The organism is Mycobacterium sp. 1164985.4 (assembly GCF_001668575.1).
Taxonomy (GTDB): Bacteria; Actinomycetota; Actinomycetes; order Mycobacteriales; family Mycobacteriaceae; genus Mycobacterium.
Map to the genome: position 1 here is coordinate 11993 of NZ_LZMD01000052.1, position 16532 is coordinate 28524.

The following is a 16532-nucleotide window of genomic DNA, read 5'->3' on the forward strand; positions in this document are numbered from 1 at the left end:
TCATGGCGGCCAAGCAGTCATCGGAACAGCAGCAGACCGGCGCCGTGGAGGCGCCCGACATTGAATCGGCGGCGCCGCATCATGGCTTCTTCGTCCGCCTCTACACCGGCACCGGTGCCTTCGAGGTCATCGGCAAGCGCAAGCTCTGGTACGTCGTCAGCGGTGTGATCGTCGCTGTGTGCGTAGCGAGCATGCTCTTGCGCGGCTTCACCTTCGGCATTGACTTCGAGGGCGGCACCAAGGTGTCGATGCCGAGCGTGACCGAGTCGGGCACCGTGACCACCCAGCAGGTCGAAGACGTGTTCAGCAAGACGCTGGGTAGGAGCCCGGAGGCGGTGGTGCTCGTCGGCAGCGGCGGATCGGCCACCGTGCAGATCCGCTCCGAGACGCTGACCAACGAAGAGACCGAAGAGCTGCGCACCGCGCTGTTCGACGCCTTCAAGCCGAGGGGATCGGACGGGCAGCCGAGCAAGCTGGCCATCAGCGATTCGGCGGTATCGGAGACGTGGGGCGGCCAGATCACGCAGAAGGCGTTGATCGCGCTGGTGGTGTTCCTGGTCCTCGCGACGCTCTACATCATGGTGCGCTACGAGCGCTACATGTCGATCGCGGCGATGGCGACGCTGGTCTTCGACCTCGTCGTCACTGCCGGCGTGTACTCGCTCGTCGGCTTCGAGGTCACCCCGGCGACGGTCATCGGGCTGCTGACCATCCTCGGCTTCTCGCTGTACGACACCGTCATCGTGTTCGACAAGGTCGAGGAGAACACCCACGGCTTCGAGCACACCACCAGGCGAACCTTCGCCGAACAGGCCAACCTCGCGGTCAACCAGACCTTCATGCGCTCGATCAACACCAGCCTCATCTCCGTGCTGCCGATCATCGCGCTGATGGTGGTGGCGGTGTGGCTGCTCGGCGTGGGCACGCTGATGGACCTGGCGCTGGTGCAGTTGGTCGGCGTCGTCGTCGGCACCTACTCGTCGATCTTCTTCGCGACGCCTCTGCTGGTGACGTTGCGCGAGCGCACCGACCTGGTGCGCAACCACACCCGCCGGGTGATGAACCGCCGCAAGAACGCGACGGCCCGGGCCGCCGAGGCCGAGGAACTCGACGAGCCGGAGACCGTCGGGGCCGCCGCGCACGCCGAGTCCACCGCACGCGCGGATACGGCGCCACCGCCGGACAAACCCGCGCCGGGTGCGCGGCCGGTGCGGCCGACCAGCAGCCGGACCGGACGTCCATCGGGCAAACGCAACACCCGGCGGCGGTAGGGCATGAGCGCCGGCATTCGGGCGGGCACCCGGCCCGCGAGGGAAGTGAGTCCGATCCGGCGTTGCGCCGTACTGGCGGCCGTCCTGGTGCTCGCCGCGGCGTTGGCGTCGGCCTGCAGCCGCAGCCCCGCCGACAGCATCGACTACGCCGTCGACGGCACGCTGATCACTTACAACACCAACACCGTCGCCGGTGCCGCGTCGGGCGGCCCGCAGGCGTTCGCGCGGGTGCTCACGGGCTTCAACTATCACGGGCCCGACGGCCAGATCGTCGGCGATCACGACTTCGGAACCATCTCCGTCGTCGGCAGGCAACCGCTGGTGCTCGACTATGAGATCAACGCCGCCGCCGCATATTCCGACGGCAAGCCGATCACCTGCGACGATCTCGTGCTGGCCTGGGCATCGCAGTCCGGCCGGTTCCCGACCTTCGACGCCGCCAACCGCGCCGGTTACGGCGATATCGCCTCGGTGGACTGCGCGCCGGGGCAGAAGAAGGCGCGGGTGTCGTTCGCCCCCGAGCGTGGGTTCGTCGACTTCGGCCAGTTGTTCTCGGCGACGTCGATCATGCCGTCGCACGTCATCGCCGACCAGCTGGGTCTCGGCGATGACGGCGTCACCCGGGCGATCCTGGAGAACGACGCTCCCGTCGTGGAGCGCATCGCCCAAGTCTGGAACACGGGCTGGAACCTCAAACCCGACGTCGACCTGAAGAAGTTCCCCTCGTCGGGGCCGTACAAGCTGGACAAGGTGACCGAGGACGGGGCGGTCGTTCTGGTCGCCAACGACAAATGGTGGGGCGCGAAGCCCGTCACCGACAAGGTGACCGTGTGGCCGCGCGGCGCCGACATCCAGGAGCGCGTCAACCAGGGCTCCTACGACGTCGTCGACATCGCCACTGGATCGTCGGGGACGCTGAACATGCCCGACGACTACGTGCGCACCGAAGCCCCGTCGGCCGGAATCGAACAGCTCATCTTCGCGCCGCAGGGCCCGCTGGCCGCGACGCCGGCCCGTCGTGCCCTGGCGCTGTGTACACCGCGCGACGTGATCGCCCGCAACGCCGAGCAGCCGATCGCCAACTCACGGCTCAACCCGGCGACCGAGGACGCGTACAGCGCCGCCGAGGGAGGGCCCGAGCCCGGGCAGTTCGTCGCCGCCAACCCCGATGCCGCGCGGGCCGCGCTCAACGCGCGTCCGTTGACCGTGCGCATCGGCTACCAGAGCCCGAATGCGCGGCTGGCGGCGACCGTGGGCACCATTGCCAAGGCGTGTGCGCCGGCCGGTATCACCGTCGAGGACGCAGCGAGCGACACCGTGGGCCCACTGTCGTTGCGTAACAACGAGATCGATGTGCTGCTGGCCAGCACAGGCGGTGCCGCGGGCAGCGGATCGACCGGATCGTCGGCGATGGACGCCTACCAGTTCCACACCGGAAACGGCAACAACCTGCCGCGCTACTCCAACCCGCAGGTCGACCGGGTCATCTCGGCCATCGCCATCACCAACGACCCGAAGGAACTGGCGCGGCTCCTCGGCGAGGGCGGGCCGGTGTTGTGGGGCGACATGCCGACGCTGCCGTTGTACCGGCAGCAGCGCACCGTGCTGACATCGAAGAAGATGTTCGCTGTGAGCAGTAATCCGACCCGGTGGGGCGCGGGGTGGAACATGGACCGTTGGGTGCTCGACCGGTGAGCGACGGTGGCGAAGAGATCTCGGCGCTGATCGCGCGGATGATGCGCCAGGTGCCCGATTTTCCGGAACCCGGTATCGCCTTCAAGGACCTCACCCCCTTGCTGGCCGACGCGCATGCGCTGGCCGCCGTCACCGATGCCCTCGCCGAATCCGCCCGTGGCGCCGACCTGGTGGCCGGGATCGACGCGCGCGGCTTCCTACTCGGCGCAGCGGTCGCACTGCGCCTGGGGACAGGCGTATTGGCGATCCGCAAGGGCGGCAAGCTCCCGCCGCCGGTGCTCAGCGAGACCTACGCGCTGGAATACGGCACCGCGACGCTGGAGATCCCGGCCGACGGCATCGACCTCGGCGGCCACGACATCCTGATCATCGACGATGTGCTGGCCACCGGCGGCACCGCGGCCGCCGCCGTGAAACTGCTGCAGCACGCGGGTGCGACCGTGACGGGTGCCGCGGTCCTGCTCGAGTTGACTGCGCTGCGCGGCCGTGAGGCGCTGGAACCGCTGCCGGTCACGTCGCTGCACCGGGTCTGAGGGATATCCTCGAAGGCGCGTACTGCGACGGCGCATCGTGCGCTCGCAAAAACCGGACCGGGGAGGTGACCATGGCCGAGGAACCCCGCACGGGCCAGGCCGTGCAGTCGCCGCCGGCGGGCGCGCAGATCCCCGAAACACAGCCGCTGGAAATGCCGAAGGCCTCGGCGAGCGCGTCGCGCCGGGTGCGGGCCCGGTTGGCCCGCCGGATGACATCGCAGCGCAGCGCGATCAACCCGGTGCTCGAGCCGCTGGTGGCGGTCCACAAGGAGATTTACCCGAAGGCCAATCTGCAGCTGTTGCAGCGCGCTTACGAGGTGGCCGAGCAGCGGCACGCCGATCAGCTGCGCCGCTCGGGTGACCCCTACATCACACATCCGTTGGCGGTGGCCAACATCCTGGCCGAGCTCGGCATGGACACCACCACGCTGATTGCGGCGCTGCTGCACGACACCGTCGAGGACACCGGGTACACGCTCGAGGCGCTGACCGAGGAGTTCGGCACGGAGGTCGGCCATCTCGTCGACGGGGTCACCAAGCTGGACAAGGTCGCGCTGGGCACCGCCGCAGAGGGCGAGACCATCCGCAAGATGATCATCGCGATGGCGCGCGACGCCCGCGTGCTGGTGATCAAGGTGGCCGACCGGCTGCACAACATGCGCACGATGCGATTCCTGCCGCCGGAGAAGCAGCAGCGCAAGGCCCGCGAGACGCTGGAAGTCATTGCCCCGCTTGCGCATCGGTTGGGCATGGCGACGGTCAAATGGGAGCTCGAGGACCTCGCGTTCGCGATCCTGCACCCCAAGAAGTACGAGGAGATCGTGCGGCTGGTCGCCGATCGCGCGCCGTCCCGCGACACCTACCTGGCCAAGGTGCGTGCCGAGATCAACTCGACGCTCACCGCGTCGAAGATCAACGCGATCGTGGAGGGCCGGCCCAAGCACTACTGGTCGATCTACCAGAAGATGATCGTCAAGGGTCGCGACTTCGACGACATCCATGACCTCGTCGGCGTGCGCATCCTGTGCGACGAAATACGGGACTGCTACGCGGCTTTGGGCGTCGTGCACTCGCTGTGGCAGCCGATGGCGGGCCGGTTCAAGGACTACATCGCCCAGCCGCGGTACGGCGTGTACCAGTCCCTGCACACGACGGTCGTCGGGCCGGAGGGCAAACCGCTGGAAGTGCAGATCCGCACCCACGACATGCACAAGACCGCCGAGCTGGGGATCGCTGCGCACTGGCGCTACAAGGAGACCAAGGGCCGCAACGTCCCCAACCAGCACTCGTCGACCGAGATCGACGACATGGCGTGGATGCGGCAGCTTCTCGACTGGCAGCGGGAGGCCGCCGACCCCGGCGAATTCCTTGAATCGCTGCGCTACGACCTTGCGGTGCAGGAGATCTTCGTGTTCACGCCCAAGGGTGACGTGATCACGCTGCCCACCGGGTCGACCCCCGTCGACTTCGCGTACGCGGTGCACACCGAGGTCGGTCACCGCTGCATCGGCGCGCGGGTGAACGGCCGCCTCGTCGCACTGGAGCGCAAGCTCGAAAACGGCGAAGTGGTCGAGGTTTTCACTTCCAAGGCGCCGAACGCAGGGCCGTCGCGCGACTGGCAGACCTTCGTGGTCTCGCCGCGCGCGAAGGCCAAGATCCGGCAGTGGTTCGCCAAGGAACGCCGCGAGGAGGCGCTCGAGGCCGGCAAGGACGCGATCGCGCGCGAGGTCCGCCGCGGCGGACTTCCGTTGCAGCGCTTGATGAATGCCGAGTCGATGGGTGCGCTGGCCCGTGAACTGCGGTACGTCGACGTCTCGGCGCTCTACACCGCGGTGGGCGAGGGACACGTGTCGGCGCGGCATGTGGTGCAGCGGCTGGTCGCTCAGGTCGGTGGCGACGAGGAGGCTTCGGACGAACTGGCCGAGCGATCCACGCCCGCGACAATGCCGGTGCGCCAACGCACCAGCGACGACGTCGGAGTCGCCGTTCCCGGCGCTCCCGGTGTGCTGACCAAACTCGCCAAGTGCTGCACGCCGGTGCCCGGCGACAACATCCTGGGCTTCGTCACGCGCGGTGGTGGGGTCAGCGTGCACCGCACCGACTGCACGAACGCCTCGTCGTTGCAGCAGCAGTCGGAGCGGATCATCGACGTGAAGTGGGCGCCGTCACCATCGTCGGTGTTCCTGGTCGCCATTCAGGTCGAGGCGCTCGACCGGCACCGGTTGCTGTCGGATGTCACGCGGGTGCTGGCCGACGAGAAGGTCAACATCCTCAGCGCGTCGGTGACCACGTCGAACGACCGGGTGGCGATCAGCCGGTTCACGTTTGAGATGGGCGACCCGAAGCATCTCGGCCACGTGCTCAACGTGGTGCGCAATGTGGAGGGTGTTTACGACGTCTACCGGGTGACGTCCGCGGCGTGAGCCGCAATCGAACGGAAGCGGCGTGAGCCGCAATTGAACGGAAGCGGCGTGAGCCGCCGGCAAATACCGCTGAACTGCGTCAGTTTTCGCCGGGTCTGCCATACTGCGACGATGCGGGCCGCGGTACTCGTCGTTCTGGTCTCCCTCGGAGCCGTTCTGGTCGGGTGCGCGTCCACGATCAAGCCGGAAGGCGCCGCGAAATCCGTCGTCGACCTCGTCTCCGAACAGACCGGCTTCAAACCGACCGACGTGAAGTGCCCCGAGGGCGTCGAGGCCAAAGAAGGCGCGAAGTTCGAGTGCAAGTTCACTGGACCCGAAGGCGCCGAATACACCGCGAACATGCGGGTGACCAAGGTCGAGGGCGACGACGTCGAGTTCTACATCGAGACCGCGCCGACCAAATAGCGGGTCAATCCAAGCGGATCGATTCGATCCGCACGTCGGCCGCCGGCTTCCCGTCGTCGCTGCCGTCCGCGACACCCTTGGCCGCGATCTTGTCCAGCGTGGCCAGGCCGGTCTTGTCGATGGTGCCGAACACCGTGTACGTCGGCGGTAGCTCGGAGTCCTCGTAGACGAGGAAGAACTGGCTGCCGTTGGTGCCGACGCCCGCGTTGGCCATCGCCAGCGTCCCGCGCGGATAGCGGACGGGCGAGCGCAGCGCCGGGTCGCTCAATCGGTACTGGTTGGTCGGGTATTCGTTCGGGAACTGGTACCCGGGTCCGCCGGTGCCGGTGCCGCTGGGGTCGCCGCACTGCAGGACGCCGAGGGCGTCGCCAGTGGTCAGGCGATGGCACGTGGTGCCGTCGTAGAAGCCCTGCTGGGCGAGGCTGGCGAAGTTGTTGACCGTGCAGGGGGACTTGGCGTTGTCCAGCTGCAGGCCGATGTTGCCCTGGTTGGTGGTCAGGCTGGCACTGACGCGTTCCGGATGGGTCGGCACGCGGCCGGTGCGCGGCGGCCTGGCCGGCTTGCTCGAGGGTTCAGAGGTTGGCGGGTACTGGCAATTCGAGCCGAGCGTGGTGGGCGGCGCGAACTGGGGCAGCTCGTCGGTGGGCAGGCCCGGCGTGGCGGTGACGTCGACCATGCCGTCGAGCCTCTCGAGGTCGCGGCCCACCGCCGCGAGGAAGACGACGCTGACGACGACGATGAGGACTGTCAGGACCGTCACCAGGTACCCGATGACCAGCCCTGCGATCGCGATTCCGCGGCCCTCTTCGTCGGACTTCTTGAGCTGCGACAGCGAGATGTGTCCGAACACGATGCCCAGCGGCGCGAAGACGAACGCACACACCAGCGCGGCGATGGCCAGCGCGTTGGTCTGCCTCGGCGGCGGATACCCGTAGGAGTACTGCGCCGGATAGCCGTAGGGCGGCTGGGGACCGCCGTACGGCGGAGGCGCGGTCACGACGTCAGTCCAGCAGGATCGACTTCACCGTGACCGGAGTGGCCGGTGCGCCGTCCTGGCCGCCACCCTCGACCCCGCCCTGCGCGATCTTGTCCAGCGTGGCCAGTCCCGTGTCGTCGACGCGGCCGAACACGGTGTAGTTCGGCGGCAGCTTCGAGTCCTGGTACACGAGGAAGAACTGGCTGCCATTGGTGTTCGGACCGGCATTCGCCATGGCCAGCGTGCCGCGCGGATAGGTGACAGGTTCCTGCAGCTTCGGGTCGTCGGGCTGGTACTGGTTGGTCGGATACTCGTTGGCGAACGAGTAACCCGGGGTGCCGGTGCCCTTGCCGGTCGGGTCGCCGCACTGCAGCACCTTCAACGAGTCCGCGGTGGTCAGCCGGTGGCACAGGGTGTTGTCGAAGTAGCCCTGCTGGGCGAGGCTGGCGAAGCTGTTCACCGTGCACGGCGCCTTGCCGTTGTCGAGGAGCAGGCCGATGTTGCCCTGGTCGGTGGACATGCTGGCGCTGACCTCGGCGGGGTCGGTGGGCACCTTGCCGGCGCGGGGCGGGTTGACCTGCTTGGCGGCTTTTTCCGCCGACGCCGGGTACTCGCAGTTCTCGCCGAGTCCGGCCGGTGCGGCGAACGCCGGCAGCGATCCGGGCTCCGACGGTGCGGCCGAGGTCGGGGAAGAGGTCTCGGAGGATGCCGTGGTCTGGCCGTCGGAGTCGTCCTTGGTGATGACGATGGTCGCGACCACGGCGGCGATCACGACGATCGCGGCTGCGACCGAGCCGATGATCGTGTACAGACGCCGCTTGCGCGCCTTTTCCGCGCGGCGTTCCAGCTGCCGCTCGAGCTTGCGCTTCGCCGTCGCCCGCCGCTGTTCGTTGGTCGGCACCGGTGATGTCCTCCTCTTGTCAAGCGATCGGGAACGAGTGTGCCAGGCAATGCTGAGTGTGGCGCCGCGACCCACGCCAACCGGTGGTGGGAAACTGGACGGCGTGTTCATCACCGGGTTTGCCGCCGGCATGCTGGCGTGCAACTGCTATGTGCTGGCCCCGCGGGCCGGGGCCGACGCCATCGTCGTCGATCCCGGGCAGCGGGCGATGGGGCCGTTGCGCCGGATCCTCGACGAGCACCGCCTGACACCGGCGGCGGTGCTGTTGACGCACGGCCACATCGACCACATCTGGTCGGCGCAGAAGGTGGCGGATATGTACGGCTGCCCGGCGTTCATCCATCCCGAGGACCGGTTCATGCTGACCGATCCGATCAAGGACTTCGGCAGGGGCTTTCTCGGGGGGCTGGCGAGCTCCGCGTTCGGCGTGTTGTTCCGCGAGCCCAAGCAGGTCGTCGAGCTCGACAAGGACGGCGACAAGGTGGAGCTGAGCGGTGTCACCGTCACCGTCGACCACACGCCGGGGCACACCCGGGGGTCAGTGGTATTCCGCGTCGAGGAGGGCGTCGGGTCGGGGCCCGGATCGATCGCGTTCACCGGCGATACCCTGTTCCGGCAGTCGGTGGGGCGTACGGACCTGCCGGGTGGCAGCGGTCGGGATCTGCTCGGCTCGATCGTCAACAAACTATTGGTGCTCGACGACGACACCGTGGTACTACCGGGGCACGGCCCGAAGTCCACGATCGGCGTCGAACGCCGTACCAACCCGTTCCTCGAAGGCTTGACCTAGTGAGCTTCAGTGAGTGATTTTCAGGCGCCCAAGGGCGTCCCGGACTACCTGCCGCCGGACTCGGCACAATTCGTCGGCGTGCGCGACGGCCTTCTCGACACCGCGCGCCGGGCCGGCTACGGCGACGTCGAACTGCCCATCTTCGAGGACACCGCGCTCTTCGCGCGCGGCGTCGGCGAGTCGACCGACGTGGTGTCCAAGGAGATGTACACGTTCTCCGACCGCGGTGACCGATCGGTCACGCTGCGGCCCGAGGGCACCGCAGGGGTGATGCGCGCCGTCATCGAGCACGGCTTGGACCGCGGCCCGCTGCCGGTCAAGCTGTGCTACTCCGGACCCTTCTTCCGCTACGAGCGCCCGCAGGCCGGTCGCTACCGTCAGCTGCAGCAGGTGGGGGTGGAGGCGATCGGCGTCGACGACCCCGCCCTGGACGCCGAGGTGATCGCGGTCGCCGATGCAGGCTTCCGGTCGCTGGGGCTCGACGGGTTCCGGCTGGAGATCACCTCGCTGGGCGACGAGACCTGCCGTCCCCAGTACCGGGAACTGTTGCAGGACTTCCTGTTCAAGCTCGACCTCGACGAGGAGACACGGCGGCGGGCCGAGATCAACCCACTGCGGGTGCTCGACGACAAGCGGCCGAAGATGCGCGAGATGACCGCCGACGCGCCGGTGATGCTCGACCACCTGTCGGACGTCGCCAAACAGCACTTCGACACCGTGCTGGCGCATCTCGACGCCTTGGAGGTGCCCTACGTCATCAACCCGCGGATGGTGCGCGGCCTGGACTACTACACGAAGACGACGTTCGAGTTCGTGCACGACGGCCTCGGCGCGCAGTCGGGGATCGGCGGGGGCGGTCGCTACGACGGCCTGATGGCGCAGCTCGGCGGAAAAGATCTGTCCGGCATAGGGTTTGGGCTCGGCGTCGATCGAACACTGCTGGCGTTGAAGGCCGAGGGCAAGGCCGTTGGCGGGACGGCGCGCGTCGACGTCTTCGGTGTCCCGCTGGGGGAGCAGGCCAAGATGACGTTGTCGGTGCTGGCCGCGCGACTGCGGGCGGCGGGTGTGCGCGTCGACCTGGCCTACGGTGACCGCGGAGTCAAGGGTGCGATGCGCGCCGCGGACCGTTCGGGTGCGGCGCTCGCGCTGGTGGCCGGCGACCGCGACATCGAAGCGGGCACGATCGGCGTGAAGAACCTCGCGACAGGACAGCAGACGGACGTCCCGGCCGATGATGTGCTGACCGAAGTGCTGGCGCGGCTCAACCGCGCCTAGCCCAGTGGCGCCTCAGTAGCGCGAGCGTGCGTGTTTGCACACGACACGCCGCGCGTTTTCGGGCATATGCGCACGCTCGCGGGGCGGTGAGCGCGCTCAAACGCCGTGTACGGCGGCGGCGAGCACCCGGTCGAGCATCCCGACGCCCCCACTGAACACGTTGCCCCGCATAAGGATCCGCGTCGACGACGGAGTGACCACCACCAGCGCTGACGTCAGCAACCGCGACCGACGCTCGAACCGCACCTGGCTCAACGGCGCCACGATCTCGCCCGCGCCGTCGCGGTAGATCTGGTGTCGGCGGTCGAAGACCGCGACCGGTGCATACGCGCTCAACGGTGTCATCCGCATGCTCCGCAGCGCCGCGCCGCCGCGGAGCAAGGCCCTGAACGCCACCACGCCGACGACGAACAGCGCCGCGCCGATCGCCGCCGACGGCCACACCATCGAGTACGCGAGCGAGTAGTAGGTCGACACGATGCCGAACCCGCCGAAGATCAGCGACGCCATCGTCAGCAGCAGAACGGTCGTCTCCGTCGGCGCCCGTCCGCGGTCGATCACCAGAATCTCCGGTCCGCGCTCGGCCACCACCACAGCGCCCTGCTCCGCCAACGGTATCGGCTCGGGCGGTGCGCTCACGCAGAGCCGCGGGCGACCGAGTTCAGGAGTTCGTCGATATGCCCGACCCCACCGTCGAACGGATTGCCGCGCTTGAGTGTCTTCGTCCCGGCCGGCGTGACGGCGACGAGTTTCGGTGAGCTGGAACCGATCTGGAACTTGCGCGCGAAGCGCACCTGATCCAGCTGCACCAGTGCACCACCGCGGTAGCTGAACAGTCCGAGCTTGCGATCGAGCACCGCGGCCGGACGACAGTCGTGCAGCGGTCGGGTGCGGTACCGACGGATCTTGCGGACGACGAAGAACGCGGCCACCGCCAACGCTACGCCGACCGCCAGGAAGACGGCGCCCAGCGCCCGCGACGGGACACCACCGATCAGCGCGACCAGCCCAAAGCCCGCGACGACGAGCGTCAGCACGCCGACGACGAAGGCCAGCACCGTCAGGTGTCCCGTGCCGCGGTCCACGACCAGCACTCGACGCCCGTCGTCGGTGACGACAAGACCGCCGGTATCGGCGAGTACCTGTGCTCCCGAAGCTGTGTCCACGGGTGCACTGTGCCACTTCGGCGGCCGCGAGCGTGCGCAAACTGTCGGAAATCAGCGGCGTGTCGAGTGCAAACACGCACGCTCGCGCGAACAGGGCAACTAGCTAGATGGCCATCGCGGCGCGGACGTCGGCTTCCGACGACGAGCCGCCCGTACCGTCGGAGGTCACGCGGCCGGACTCGAGCACGTAGTAGTGCTGCGAGGACTCCAGGGCGAAACCGATGTGTTGTTCGACCAGTAGCACGCCCAGCCCGCCGGGCTGGGTCAGCGACGTGATCGCCGCTTCGATCTCGGCGACGACCGACGGCTGGATACCCTCCGTGGGTTCGTCGAGGATCAGGCACTTCGGCGTCGTGATCAGCGCGCGGGCGATGGCCAACTGCTGACGCTGACCGCCCGACAGCAGACCGGCGCGCCGCGTCAACAACTCCTTCAGAGCCGGGAACAGGTCGAGCTGCTCGTCGATGAGCCGCTTGCCGTTCTTGCGGCCGTCCGCGACGACTTGCAGATTCTCCATCGTGGTCAGCTGGCCGAACGACTGCTGGCCTTGCGGCACATAGGCCAGCCCGCGCGCGACGCGTGCGCTCGGCCGCAGCTTGGTGATGTCCTCACCGTCGAAGAGCACCTTGCCCGCACTGCATTTCAGCAACCCGACCGCAGCACGCAGCAGCGTGGTCTTGCCCGCACCGTTGTGGCCCATCACCGCGGCCACTCCGTCCGAGGGCACGTCGACGCTGACCCCGTGGATCACATCCGAACGGCCGTAGCCGCACCGCACGTCGACCAGTGACAGCATCTACGACTCCTCGATCATTTCGGCCGGCACATCGGCGGTGCCGGCCGCCGCGGTGCCGAGGTAGACCTCCTGCACCTTGGGATTGGCCTGCACCTCGGCGACCGATCCCTCGGCGATCACCTGGCCGCGGGCGAGCACGGTCACCGATGTGGCGAACGCCCGCATGAAGTCCATGTCGTGTTCGACGACGACGACGGTGCGCTGGGCACCGATGCGACGCAACAGGTTTCCGGTCTCCTCGCGTTCCTCGTGGCTCATGCCCGCGACGGGTTCGTCGAGCAGAAGCACGTCGGCGTTCTGCACCAGCAGCATGCCGATCTCCAGCCACTGCTTCTGCCCGTGGGCCAGCACCCCGGCCGGTTTGTCGGCCAGATCGGCCAGCCCGATGGTGTCGAGCGCCTCCTCGATCGCGGGCAGCACACCCTTGCGCCGGCGCAGCAGCGTCCACGCCGACCGTCCCGCACCCGCGGCGATGTCGAGATTCTGCAGCACGCTCAGCTGCTCGAACACGCTGGCCGTCTGGAATGTGCGCCCCACGCCGAGGCGGGCGATCTGGTGCACCTTGCGGCCGAGCAGTTCGACGCCGGACTTGTTGACCGAACCGGTGGCGTTCACCAGGCCGGTGATCGCGTCGATCACCGTGGTCTTGCCCGCGCCGTTCGGCCCGATCAAGAATCGCAGGTCGCCCTGGAACAGGGTCAGGTCGACATCGCTGACCGCTTTGAAACCATCGAAATCGACGGTGAGCCCGCGCACTTCGAGGTACTCGGTGCCCATCCCGACGTTACCGCCGGCGACCGGCTCCACCTGGGTCATGTTGCTGCGCCCACCTTCTCGGTATCGGGGTCCGCCTGCGGTTCCGGTGCGGCTTCGACGGGTTTGCGGGGACGGCGTATGCGGTGCCGCTTGAACAGCACACCGAGACCGGCCAGGCCCGCCGGGAAGAAGCCGACGACGACGACGAACAGCAGGCCCTGCGCATAGGTCCACTCGGACGGGAACCGTTCGGAGAACAGGGTTTGCGCCCACGCCACCCCGATCGCGCCGAGCACCGGGCCCAGCAGCGTGGTGCGCCCGCCGATCGCCACACCGATCAGGAACGCGATCGACGGCAGGATGCCCACCTGCGACGGCGCGATGAACCCGACGATCGGTGCGAACAGGGCGCCCGCGATGCTGGCGAACAGCGCCGCCACGGTGTAGGCGACCACCTTGATGTTCGCCGGGTCGTAGCCGAGGAAACGGACGCGCTCCTCACCGTCGCGAACCGCGACCAGCAGTTCGCCGTAGCGGCTCTGCATCAGCTGCCGCACCACCGCGACGACGGCGAGCAACACACCCGCGGCGATGAAGTACAGCATCCGCCGGTTGGCCGGATCGGTCAGGGTGAATCCGAAGAACGTGCGAAACCTGTTGAGCCCGTTGCTGCCACCGAGGCTCGTCTGCCCGACGAGCAGGATCGCCAACGCGGCGGCCAGCGCCTGCGACAGGATCGCGAAGTACGCGCCCTTGACGCGACGCTTGAACACGCCGAGCCCGAGCGCCGCCGCGATCACCGTGGGCACGACGACGATCGCCAGCAGGGTGAACGCGGGGGAGGCGAACGGCTGCCAGTAGCCGGGTAGTTCGCGGACGCCGGCGATCTGCATGAAATCGGGCACATCGTCGCCGCGCAACTGGGCGTCGGCGATCTTGAGATGCATGCCCATCATGTAGCCGCCGAGCCCGAAGAACACGCCCTGGCCCAGGACGAGCATGCCGCCGCGGCCCCACGCCAGCCCGATGCCGACCGCGACGATCGCGAAACACAGGAACTTGCCCAGCAGGCTCAGCCGGAAATCCGACAGCACCGCCGGGGCGACACCGAACAGCAACACCGCCGCCACCGCGAAACCGGCCCAGGTCTGCCAGCGGCCCACGAAGGTTCTCACACGAGACTCCTTGTCCGGACGGTGAACAGGCCCTGCGGGCGAGCCTGAAGGAAGATCACGATGATCACGAAGACGATGACCTTCGCCAGCGATGCGGTGGTGTTGTATTCGATGAACGAGTTCAAGAAGCCCAGCGCGAACGCCGCGATCACCGTGCCCTTGATCTGGCCGAGGCCGCCGACCACGACCACCAGGAACGCGTCGATCAGATAGCTCTGCCCGATCGTCGGGCTGGTCGAACCGATCAACGTCAACGCGACACCAGCCACCGCCGCCAGGCCCGATCCGATGAAAAACGTTGTGATGTCGGTCTTCCGGGACGAGATCCCGCTGGTCTCGGCCAGGTCCCGGTTCTGAACGACGGCGCGGATCCGCCGTCCCATCGGGCTCACCTTGAGCGCAGTGGCCAACGCCGCGACACACGCGAGTGCCAACACGAGGATGAAGATGCGCGTCTTGGGGACCACCGCCCCGAAGATCTCGACACCACCCGACAACCACACCGGTGCCACCACGTTGACCGCGGGAGCCCCGAAGACATCACGGGCGACCTGCTGCAGGATCAGCCCGACGCCGAAGGTCACCAGCAGAGTGTCCAGCGGCCGGTGGTACATCCGGCGAATGAGCGTTGTCTCCAGCAGCGCACCCATCACCCCGCCGATCAGAAACCCGACGCCCAGCGAAATCAGCAGCGACGCACCGGCACTCGACACCACCTGTTGCACCACGTAGGCGGTGTAGCAGCCGGCCATGATGAACTCGCCGTGCGCCATGTTGATGACGCCCATCTGCCCGAACGTCAGCGACAACCCCAGGGCCGCCAGCAACAGGATCGAGCCGAGGCTCAATCCCGTTGCCAGCTGCCCGATCAGAACATCCATTTGCGACTCAGCTGGACAGGCCGGCCGCCCACGGGTAGCCCTTGAGGTAGGGGTCCGGTTCGATCGGTCCCGGCGACTCCCAGATCGTGTAGATCAGTCTGTCGGGCCGGATCTCGCCGATGCGGGCGGTCTTGGTGATGTGGTTGTTGTCGCCATCGATCTGCACCAGACCCTCCGGGGCGTTGAACTGAACGCCGCCGGCGGCTTTCTGCACATCGGGAACCGCGAACGAGTTGGCCTTCTCGACAGTGTTTTTCCACAGATAGACCGAGACGTAGGCCGCCTCCATGGGGTCCGACGTCGGCTTGTCGGCGCCGAACTTGGCCTTGTAGGCCTCGACGAACGCCTTGTTCTCCGGGCTGTCGATGGTCTGGTAGTAGTCCCAGGCCACCAGTTGGCCAGTGATGTTCTGGATACCGATGCCGCCGACCTCTTCCTCGGCGATCGACACCGACACCACCGGCATGGCCTCCGGAGTCAGGCCCACGTTCTTGTACTCACGGAAGAAGGCCACGTTCGAATCGCCGTTGAGCGTGTTGAACACGGCGTCGGCTCCCGCGGAGCGGACCTTGTTGACGATGGTCGAGAAGTCCGTCGAACCCAGCGGGGTGTAATCCTCGCCCTTGATCTCGATGCCGTTCGCGCCGGCGTACGCCTTGATGATTCGGTTCGCGGTCTGTGGGAAGACGTAGTCACTGCCGACCAGATACAGCGACTTGACGCCCTTCTCCTTCAGGTAGTCCAGCGCCGGAACGATCTGCTGGTTGGTGGTGGCGCCGGTGTAGAAGATGTTCTTCGACGACTCCAGGCCCTCGTACTGCACGGGGTAGTACAGCAGCGAGTTGGCGCTCTCGAAAACCGGCAGCATCGCCTTGCGCGACGACGACGTCCAGCCGCCGAACACCGCGGCGACGCAGTCGCTGCTGATCAGCTTCTCGGCCTTCTCCGCGAACACCGTCGGCTCCGATGCGCCGTCCTCGCCGACGAGCTGGATCTGCTTGCCCAGCACACCACCGGACGCGTTGATCTGCTCGACCGCGAGGTCGATGGCGTGACGCACGGTCACCTCGGAAATGGCCATCGTGCCCGACAACGAGTTCAGTGCGCCCACTTTGATCGTCGGGGCGGACGTGTCGACACACGATTCGGCGTTTGCCGAATCCGACTCGGTGGCCTTGCTTCCGCAGCCGGCCAGCACCAGGGTCGTTGCCGCGACTATTCCGCCGGCAACGAGGGCGGAGCGTCTCACCGAGGACCGTCGTGGAAGTCGCATGAACAGCCTTTCCCTATATATCCGCAGCGCACATCGGCGATGAGCGTCAAGTCGAGTGCGAGTGTCCCGACCGTGCGTGGTTGTCGAATCGGGACGTTAGAGCGGCGGTGTTTCTGGGAAATGTCTGCGTGTGACGAACAAATTAACCTGTGGCTTCGTCGCAGGTCGTTTGCCGTCGGCAGGCGAGCGCAGAGGACGCGGAGTCAGCGGTAACGG

The 16532-nt window shown here is 67.4% G+C and carries 16 protein-coding genes; 7 read left to right on the plus strand and 9 right to left on the minus strand.

The window, feature by feature from the left end:
- Positions 1 to 2: 2 nt before the first annotated feature.
- The 5 genes from secF to A5650_RS08190 all read left to right on the plus strand — a co-directional run bounded on the left by secF (position 3) and on the right by A5650_RS08190 (position 6327).
- Entirely contained in the window at positions 3 to 1271 is a 1269-nt protein-coding gene (gene secF, locus A5650_RS08170) for a protein translocase subunit SecF (protein ID WP_067288754.1), read from the plus strand.
- A gap of 3 nt (positions 1272 to 1274) precedes the next feature.
- Positions 1275 to 2966, plus strand: coding sequence for an ABC transporter substrate-binding protein (locus A5650_RS08175; protein WP_082950658.1), 1692 nt, complete (start codon positions 1275 to 1277; stop codon positions 2964 to 2966).
- A complete protein-coding gene (locus tag A5650_RS08180) occupies positions 2963 to 3499 on the plus strand; it encodes an adenine phosphoribosyltransferase (RefSeq protein WP_286150363.1) in 537 nt (178 codons plus the stop codon). Before A5650_RS08175 ends, A5650_RS08180 begins: the two co-directional genes overlap by 4 nt.
- A gap of 71 nt (positions 3500 to 3570) precedes the next feature.
- Positions 3571 to 5922, plus strand: coding sequence for a RelA/SpoT family protein (locus A5650_RS08185; protein ID WP_067288818.1), 2352 nt, complete (start codon positions 3571 to 3573; stop codon positions 5920 to 5922).
- Positions 5923 to 6033: 111 nt separating this feature from the next.
- The gene (locus A5650_RS08190) at positions 6034 to 6327 is read left to right on the plus strand and encodes a DUF4333 domain-containing protein (RefSeq protein WP_067288755.1); all 294 of its coding nucleotides are present in this window, start codon (positions 6034 to 6036) and stop codon (positions 6325 to 6327) included.
- Positions 6328 to 6331: 4 nt separating this feature from the next.
- Here A5650_RS08190 and A5650_RS08195 read toward each other — a convergent pair whose 3' ends face one another.
- Positions 6332 to 7324 carry a peptidylprolyl isomerase gene (locus A5650_RS08195; protein ID WP_067288757.1) on the minus strand — a complete coding sequence of 331 codons (993 nt, stop codon included), beginning with the start codon at positions 7322 to 7324 and terminating at the stop codon, positions 6332 to 6334.
- 4 nt (positions 7325 to 7328) lie between these two features.
- Positions 7329 to 8204: a peptidylprolyl isomerase gene (locus A5650_RS08200; protein ID WP_067288760.1), complete on the minus strand. Its 876-nt coding sequence runs from the start codon at positions 8202 to 8204 to the stop codon at positions 7329 to 7331.
- Between the two features lie 103 nt (positions 8205 to 8307).
- Here A5650_RS08200 and A5650_RS08205 point away from each other — a divergent pair, with 103 nt between their 5' ends.
- Positions 8308 to 8994 (plus strand): MBL fold metallo-hydrolase, encoded by a 687-nt coding sequence (locus A5650_RS08205; protein WP_067288822.1) that lies wholly within the window; start codon positions 8308 to 8310, stop codon positions 8992 to 8994.
- 9 nt (positions 8995 to 9003) lie between these two features.
- Entirely contained in the window at positions 9004 to 10269 is a 1266-nt protein-coding gene (gene hisS, locus A5650_RS08210) for a histidine--tRNA ligase (protein ID WP_067288763.1), read from the plus strand.
- Positions 10270 to 10365: 96 nt separating this feature from the next.
- Here the strand turns inward: hisS and A5650_RS26330 are convergent, their stop codons facing one another.
- The 7 genes from A5650_RS26330 to urtA all read right to left on the minus strand — a co-directional run bounded on the left by A5650_RS26330 (position 10366) and on the right by urtA (position 16316).
- Complete coding sequence (locus A5650_RS26330; protein ID WP_082950660.1) at positions 10366 to 10908, minus strand: hypothetical protein; 543 nt, start codon at positions 10906 to 10908, stop codon at positions 10366 to 10368.
- Entirely contained in the window at positions 10905 to 11435 is a 531-nt protein-coding gene (locus A5650_RS27100; protein WP_197501819.1) for a hypothetical protein, read from the minus strand. The genes A5650_RS26330 and A5650_RS27100 overlap by 4 nt, the downstream gene beginning before the upstream one ends.
- Before the next feature lie 103 nt (positions 11436 to 11538).
- Complete coding sequence (gene urtE, locus A5650_RS08225; protein WP_067288766.1) at positions 11539 to 12231, minus strand: urea ABC transporter ATP-binding subunit UrtE; 693 nt, start codon at positions 12229 to 12231, stop codon at positions 11539 to 11541.
- Complete coding sequence (gene urtD, locus A5650_RS08230) at positions 12232 to 13047, minus strand: urea ABC transporter ATP-binding protein UrtD (RefSeq protein WP_067288769.1); 816 nt, start codon at positions 13045 to 13047, stop codon at positions 12232 to 12234.
- Entirely contained in the window at positions 13044 to 14162 is a 1119-nt protein-coding gene (gene urtC / locus A5650_RS08235; protein WP_067288772.1) for an urea ABC transporter permease subunit UrtC, read from the minus strand. Before urtC ends, urtD begins: the two co-directional genes overlap by 4 nt.
- Positions 14159 to 15043 (minus strand): urea ABC transporter permease subunit UrtB, encoded by an 885-nt coding sequence (urtB, locus tag A5650_RS08240; protein WP_067288775.1) that lies wholly within the window; start codon positions 15041 to 15043, stop codon positions 14159 to 14161. The genes urtC and urtB overlap by 4 nt, the downstream gene beginning before the upstream one ends.
- Before the next feature lie 7 nt (positions 15044 to 15050).
- Positions 15051 to 16316, minus strand: a complete 1266-nt coding sequence (gene urtA, locus A5650_RS08245) for an urea ABC transporter substrate-binding protein (RefSeq protein ID WP_067288778.1) — start codon at positions 16314 to 16316, stop codon at positions 15051 to 15053.
- Between the last annotated feature and the right edge of the window lie 216 nt (positions 16317 to 16532).

Excerpts from the sequence above, each read along its gene's own strand:
- secF (WP_067288754.1), top strand. The coding sequence starts at position 3 with ATGGCGGCCAAGCAGTCATCGGAACAGCAGCAGACCGGCGCCGTGGAG.
- A5650_RS08175 (WP_082950658.1), top strand. The coding sequence starts at position 1,275 with ATGAGCGCCGGCATTCGGGCGGGCACCCGGCCCGCGAGGGAAGTGAGT.
- A5650_RS08185 (WP_067288818.1), top strand. The coding sequence starts at position 3,571 with ATGGCCGAGGAACCCCGCACGGGCCAGGCCGTGCAGTCGCCGCCGGCG.
- A5650_RS08190 (WP_067288755.1), top strand. The coding sequence starts at position 6,034 with ATGCGGGCCGCGGTACTCGTCGTTCTGGTCTCCCTCGGAGCCGTTCTG.
- urtE (WP_067288766.1), bottom strand. The coding sequence starts at position 12,231 with ATGCTGTCACTGGTCGACGTGCGGTGCGGCTACGGCCGTTCGGATGTG.
- urtD (WP_067288769.1), bottom strand. The coding sequence starts at position 13,047 with ATGACCCAGGTGGAGCCGGTCGCCGGCGGTAACGTCGGGATGGGCACC.
- urtB (WP_067288775.1), bottom strand. The coding sequence starts at position 15,043 with ATGGATGTTCTGATCGGGCAGCTGGCAACGGGATTGAGCCTCGGCTCG.
- urtA (WP_067288778.1), bottom strand. The coding sequence starts at position 16,316 with ATGCGACTTCCACGACGGTCCTCGGTGAGACGCTCCGCCCTCGTTGCC.